Here is a 6,487-nt window from a genome sequence, read left to right as displayed (position 1 = left end):
GGCCGGACCGACGACCAGGTCAAGATCCGCGGCTTCCGCATCGAGCCGGGTGAGGTGGAGGCGACCCTGCTCCGCCACCCCGACGTCCGCGAAGCCGTGGTCGTCGCCCGGCAGGACGACGGCCACCAGCGGCTGGTCGCCTACACCGCTCCGGCCGGGGTCGCCGACCTGCGGTCGTGGCTGGGCGAGCGGCTGCCGGACTACCTGGTGCCGTCGGCGTTCGTCGGACTGGACGCGCTTCCGGTGACACCGAACGGGAAGGTCGACCGCCGGGCCCTGCCCGCGCCCGACCTGACCGCGTCCCGCACCGAGCACGTCGCACCCCGCACGGACGTGGAACGGGACGTGGCCGACATCTGGTCGCAGGTGCTGGGAGTGCCGGACCTCGGCGTCCACGACAACTTCTTCGAGCTGGGCGGCGACTCGATCCTCAGCATCCGGGTGATCTCCCGGCTGCGCGCCGCGTTCGACGTGGAGCTGTCGCCGCGGTCGCTGTTCACCAGCCCCACCGTCGCGGGCATCGCCGAACTGGTGTCGGGCGCGGCCGGGGCGCGGCTCGCGGACATCCCCGTGGTGCCCCGCGACGGCGGCCTGCCGCTGTCGTTCTCCCAGCAGCGCCTGTGGTTCCTCGACGAGTTCGAGCCCGGCGGCACCGAGTACCTGACGCCGTCGATCCTGCGGCTGCGCGGCCCGCTGGACGTGGACGCCCTGGCCACGGCGCTGACCGCGCTGGTGGCGCGGCACGAGTCGCTGCGCACGACGTTCGAGACCGTGGACGGCCACGGCGTGCAGCTCGTGCACCCGCCCCACCCGGTCGAGGTGCCGGTGCTCGACCTGTCCGAAGCCGACCTCGACGCCGTGCTGGAACGGGAGACGACCACGCCGTTCGACCTGCGGCGCGGCCCGCTGGTGCGGGTGCTGCTGGTGCGCCTGGGCGAGGAGCACCACGTCCTGTCGCTCGTCCTGCACCACATCGTCACCGACGGCTGGTCCAACGGCGTGCTGCTCGGTGAGCTGGGCGCCTGCTACGAGGCCGCCACCGGCGGCACGGACGCGAAGCTGGCCGACCTGCCCGTGCAGTACGCCGACTACGCGGTGTGGCAGCGGCGGACGTCGACCGAGGACGCCCTCGGCGACCACCTGTCCTACTGGCGGGACGCGCTCGACGGTGCGCGTCCGCTGGAGCTGCCCACCGACCGGCCCCGCCCGGCGACCCGCGGCAAGCAGGGCGCGCTGGTGCACTTCCAGGTGCCCGCCGACGTCACCGACCGGCTCAGGTCGCTGGCCCGCGACCAGGACGGCACCCTCTTCATGGCGCTGCTGGCCGCCTGCCAGGTGCTGTTCGCCCGCTGGTCCGGGCAGCGCGACGTCGCCGTGGGCACGGTCGTCTCCGGCCGCGACCGCACCGAGCTGGAGGGCCTGGTCGGCTTCTTCGTCAACACGCTCGTCCTGCGCACGCCGGTCGACCCGCACCGCGGGTTCCGGGACCTGCTGGGCCGGGTCAGGGAGACGGTGCTCGACGCGTTCGCCCACCAGGACGTGCCGTTCGAGCGGGTCGTGGACGAGGTCCACCCCGTGCGCGACCCCAGCCGCACCCCGCTGTTCCAGGCGATGGTCGTCCTCCAGAACACCCCCGACGACGGGCCGCGCCTGCCGGGCCTGCACGTCGAGGAACTGCCGCCGCCGTCCGTCGCCGCGGGCTTCGACGTGTCGTTCCAGTTCCAGGAGCACGAGGGCAGGCTGGAGGCGGTGCTGACCTACGACACGGCGCTGTTCGACGCCGCCACGGCCGAGCGGATGGTCGCGCACGTCGGCGTGCTGCTCGCCGGGGCGACGACCGACCCCGACCGGGCCGTGGCCGACCTGCCGCTGCTCACCGACGACGAGCTGCGGCACGTCCTGGACGACTGGAACGACACCGCCGCCGACGGTCCCGCGCCGCCGTACCACCAGGTCTTCCAGGACCAGGCCGCCCGCACGCCCGCCGCGACGGCCCTGGTCGAGGGCGACCGGTCGTGGACGTTCGCCGAGGTGAACGCCCGCGCGAACCGGCTCGCCCACCACCTGGTCGCCGCGGGCGTCGGGCCCGAGTCCGTCGTGGCGCTGGCCCTGCCCCGCTCGGCGGAGATGGTGTTCGCGGTCCTGGCCGTGCTCAAGGCCGGTGGCGCGTACCTGCCGGTCGACCCCGAGCACCCGGCCGACCGGATCGCGTTCCTGCTCGACGACGCCCGACCGGTGCTCGTGGTGACCGCGGGCGCCGACGTGCCCGGCGGGCTGCCGCGCGTGCTGGTGGACGACCCCGCCGTGGCGGAGAACCCCGACGCGGACCCGACCGACGCCGACCGCACGGCTCCGCTGCGCCCCGAGCACCCCGCGTACGTGATCTACACGTCCGGGTCCACCGGTCGCCCCAAGGGGGTCGTGGTCGAGCACCGCAACCTCGCCGCCCTCGTGGCCGACCACCACACCCGCCTCCTGCCCGACGACGGGACGCCGCTGCGCGGCATCGCCACCGCCGCGTACACGTTCGACGCCTCGTGGGAGGGGCTGCTCCTGCTGGCCGCCGGGCACGAGCTGCACCTGGTCGACGACTCGGTCCGGCTCGACCCCCGAGCGCTGGTCGAGCACGTCGTCCGGCACCGGATCGACTTCCTGAGCTGCACGCCGTCGTACTTCCAGCAACTCGTGCCGGAGGGCGTGCTGACCGCCGTGCGGCACCGGCCCCTGCTGGTGGCCCTGGGCGGCGAGGCCGTCGGCGAACCGCTGTGGCGCGCGCTGGCCGACGCCGACGGCGTCACCGCCGTCAACCTCTACGGGCCCACCGAGTGCACGGTGGACTCCGTGTGGACGCCGATCGCCGACCGCGACCGCCCGGTGATCGGCACGCCGGGCCGCAACCTGCGCGCCTACGTGCTCGACGCCGAGCTGCGCCCCACCCCGGTGGGCGTGCCCGGCGAGCTGCACCTGGCGGGTGACCAGGTGGCGCGCGGCTACCTGAACCGGCCGGGCCTGACCGCCGACCGGTTCACCGCCAACCCGTTCGGGCCGCCCGGCAGCCGCCTGTACCGCACCGGCGACCTGGCCCGGTGGACCGCGGACGGCGTGCTGGAGTACCGGGGGCGCGCCGACGACCAGGTCAAGATCCGCGGTTACCGCGTCGAACCCGGCGAGGTCGAGGCCGCCCTCCTCGGGCTGCCCGGCGTGGCGGAGGCCGCGGTCGTGGCCCACGAGGTCGAGCCGGGGGTGCACCGCCTCGTCGGCTACGTCGTGGGCGCGGTCGCCGCGGACGACCTGCGGGCCGGGCTGAAGCGGAGGCTGCCGGACTTCCTGGTGCCGTCGCTGTTCGTCCTGCTCGACGAGCTGCCCACGACCGGCAGCGGCAAGGTCGACCGCCGCGCCCTGCCCGCACCCGACCCGCGGGCCGGGAACGACGAGGGCCACGTGCCGCCGCGCACGCCCGTGGAGCGGGAGCTGGCCCGGATCTGGGCCGAGGCGCTGCGCGTCGACCGCGTCGGCGTGCACGACAACTTCTTCGGCCTGGGCGGCGACTCGATCCTGAGCATCCAGATCGTGTCCCGGTCCCGCCAGGCGGGCCTGGAACTGGTCACGAAGGACGTGTTCACCCACCAGACCGTCGCCGAGCTGGCCACCGTCGTCCGCACCCGCGACCCCGAGGCGGCGCGGCTGCCCGAGATCGCGGGTCCCGCCCCGCTCACGCCGATCCAGCGCTGGTACCTCGACTCCCACCCGGACGACCCGCACCGCTTCACCATGTCGGTCCACCTGCAACTGGCCGAGGACGTCGACCCGGCGGCGCTCGCACGGGCGCTGGACGCGGTCGTGGCGCACCACGAGGCACTGCGCACCCGCTTCACCCGCGTGGACGGCGACTGGCGCCAGGAGGTCGTGGCGGCCACGGTCGAGCTGGAACGGCTCGACCTGTCCGATGTGGACGAACGAGCCGCGGTCGAGGGTGGGCTGGACATCACCGGGGGACCGGTGCTGCGCGCGCTGCTGCTCCCCGGTGGGCGGCTGCACCTCGTGGCCCACCACCTCGTCGTGGACGGCGTGTCCTGGCGGATCCTGCTGGGCGACCTGGAGACGGCCTACCGCCAGGCCGCGGCGGGGGAGCGGATCGACCTGCCCCCGGTCGGCACCCGGTTCACCCAGTGGGCGCACCGGCTGGCCGAGCACGTGCGGTCCGGCGCGTTCGACGCCGAACTGCCGCACTGGACCGCCGCGCTCGACGGAACGGGCGAGGTGCCGGTGGACCGCGACGGCCCGAACACCGCGGGCTCCACCCGCGTGGTGTCGGTGCGGCTCGACCGCGAGCACACCGACGCGCTGCTGCACCGCGTCCCGGACGTCTACCGCACGCAGGTCAACGACGTGCTGCTCAGCGCGGTGGGCCGGGCGTTGGCGACGTGGACCGGCCGGGACCGGGTGGCGGTGACGATGGAGGGCCACGGCCGCGAGGACGTGCTCGACGGCGTCGACACCTCCCGCACGGTCGGCTGGTTCACCACCCAGTACCCGGTGGCGCTGACCGTGCCCGACGGAGACTGGGGCGCGGTGCTCAAGTCCGTGAAGGAGCAGCTCCGCGCCGTGCCAGGCCGGGGTTTCGGCTTCGAGGCGCTGCGGCAGCTCAGGCCCGGCACCGCGCTCGACGGCACCGCCCTGCCCCCGGTCAGCGTCAACTACCACGGCCGGTGGGACGTCGCGGCGGCCGAGGAGGGGCTGGTCCGGGCACGGCTCGACAGCCTGTCGGCCGACGCCGACCCCGGCAGCACGCGCCCGTTCCTGCTCGACGTGGTCGGCGGGGTCGAGGACGGCGAGCTGGTGCTGTCCTGGTTCTACTCCGAGCACGTGCACGACGAGTGGACCGTGCACGGGGTGGCCGACGCCGTGGTGCGGAACCTGGCGGAGGTCGTGGCGCACTGCGCTCGGCCGGACACCGGTGGCCGGACGCCGTCGGACTTCCCGCTGGCACGCCTGGACCAGGCCGCCGTGGACCGGGTGGTCGGCGACGGCGCCGACGTGGAGGACGTCTACCCGCTGACCCCGCTCCAGACCGGCATGCTGTTCCACACCCTCGTGGACGACACGTCGACGGCCTACGCCAACCGCTTCCTGCTCACGCTGTCCGGCGTGTCCGACCCGGACGCGCTCGCACGGGCGTGCCGCCGGGTCGTGGACCGCACGCCGGTGCTGCGCGGCGGAGTGGTGTGGGAGGGCGTCGAGTCCCCCGTGCAGGTCGTGCGCGGCCGGGTCGACGTCCCGATCACCCAGCACGACTGGCGACACCTGTCCGCCGAGGAGCAGGAGGCGGCGCGGAACGCCGTGGGCACCGAGGAGCTGGACCTGACCCGGCCGCCGCTGCTGCGGCTGGCCATCGGCAGGCTCACCGACGACGAGGTCGTCCTCTTCTGGACCGCGCACCACATCCTGCTCGACGGCTGGAGCTTCGCGCAGGTGCTGGCGGAGGTGTGCGAGCAGTACGCCGCCCTCGTCCAGGGCCGGGAGCCGGACGTCGCGCCGCGGCGGCCGTTCCGCGACTACCTGAGGTGGCTGGCCGACCAGGACACGGCCGCGGCCGAACGGCACTGGCGGCAGGTGCTCGCCGGGGTCGAGTCGCCGACCCCGCTGCCGTGGGACCGCCCACCCGTCGAGGCGCACCGCGCCGAGTCGAGCACGTCGGTCCGCGTGGAGCTGGACCCGGAGCGGTCGGCCGACCTGGACCGGGTCGCCCGCGCCGCCGGGCTGACCGCCAACACCGTGGTGCAGGGCGCCTGGGCGCTGCTGCTGTCCCGCTACAGCGGCGAGTCCGACGTGGTGTTCGGCACCACGGTGTCCGGCCGCCCGGCGGAACTGCCGGGGGTCGGGGCGATGGTCGGCATGTTCATCAACACCGTGCCGACGCGGATCACCGTGCCCGGCGACGCGGACACCGTGTCGTGGCTGCGGGAGGTGCAGGCGGCGCAGACCGAGGCGCGGCGGTTCGACTTCGTGTCGCTGGCGGACCTGAGGTCGTGGAGCGACGTGCCCGCGGGGTCGTCGCTGTTCGACAGCGCGGTGGTGTTCGAGAACTACCCGGTGGACGAGCTGCTCGACGCCGATCAGGGTGTGCGGGTCCTCGACGTCGAGGGCGCCGACACCACCAGCTTCCCGCTCGCCCTCAGCGCCAACGCGGGCGACCGGCTGCGCCTCGAACTGGACTACGACCCGCGCCTGTTCGACGCCGACACCGTCGAGCGCCTCGCCGCGCACCTCGTGGTGCTGCTGGAGAACGTGGCGGCCGACCCGCACCGCCCGCTCGCCGAGCTGTCGCTGATGGCCGACGACGAGCGGCACCGCGTGGTGGTGGAGTGGAACGACACGGCCGGTGAGGTGCCGGACGCGACGGTGGTGGACCTGTTCGAGGCTCGGGCGGTGGGGACGCCGGACGCGGTCGCGCTGGTGGTGGGGGACCGGTCGTTGTCGTTCGCGG

The 6,487-nt window shown here is 74.6% G+C and carries 1 protein-coding gene; it reads left to right on the top strand.

What is annotated here, in order from left to right; all coding sequences use genetic code 11:
* Positions 1 to 6,487: amino acid adenylation domain-containing protein (locus tag AC156L_RS04045; RefSeq protein WP_484406608.1), on the top strand; the 6,487-nt coding region annotated here is incomplete at both ends.

This window comes from Umezawaea sp. (genome assembly GCF_057122925.1).
This window is presented reverse-complemented; position numbering and strand designations above follow the sequence as displayed.